Origin of the sequence: Streptomyces sp. NRRL S-31 (genome assembly GCF_000718775.1) — a bacterium.
Lineage (GTDB): Bacteria > Actinomycetota > Actinomycetes > Streptomycetales > Streptomycetaceae > Streptomyces.
Map to the genome: position 1 here is coordinate 1 of NZ_JOCB01000245.1, position 565 is coordinate 565.

Annotated in this window: 1 protein-coding gene; it reads right to left on the minus strand. The window is 75.4% G+C overall.

Translation table 11 applies throughout. The features are described from left to right. On the minus strand, window positions 1-234 hold a 234-nt coding region (locus IF37_RS44760; protein ID WP_158727466.1), incomplete at its 3' end, for a hypothetical protein. Between the last annotated feature and the right edge of the window lie 331 nt (window positions 235-565).

Consider the following 565-nt stretch of genomic DNA (forward strand, 5'->3'; position numbering starts at 1 on the left):
GTGCGCGTCGGTCAGCACCTCCAGCAGCGTGGGGTGCCGGTGCATCAGGTGGGCCAGCAGCGGCTTGGCGGCGGCTGCCTCGGCCACGTGCAGACGACCGGGCCGGGTCAGCGCCTGGATCGTCGCCCCGTGCTCCTGCACCGTCCACGACCGCGCCGCCACCACGGTGGCCACCTGCTCCACCGGCCACTCCTCGTGCCAGGACCCCTCCACCCGGGCAGCCGCCTCCACCACCCGCAGCACCTGACCCGCCCGGGACGGAGCGCCGACCGCACTCCGCAGTCCGGCGTCGACCCGGGCCTTGAGGTTCTGCGGAACCGCGGCCTGATCCGACTGATTCCCCTGCCTCGCCTGCCCGGTGGACTGCTGCCTCCGCGCCGGAGCACCCCCGGCCAGCCCCACACGACCGACCCCGCGAACACCCGTCCCGCCCAGCGCCGCGGCGGACTCCTCCGCAGCCAGCCTCTCGGCCGTAGTCCGGGCATACTCCTCGCCACGTGTCCGCAGCGCCTCGGCGACCTCCCTCACCCCACTCCACCACCGCGTCGACGCCTCGGCCGCGTCG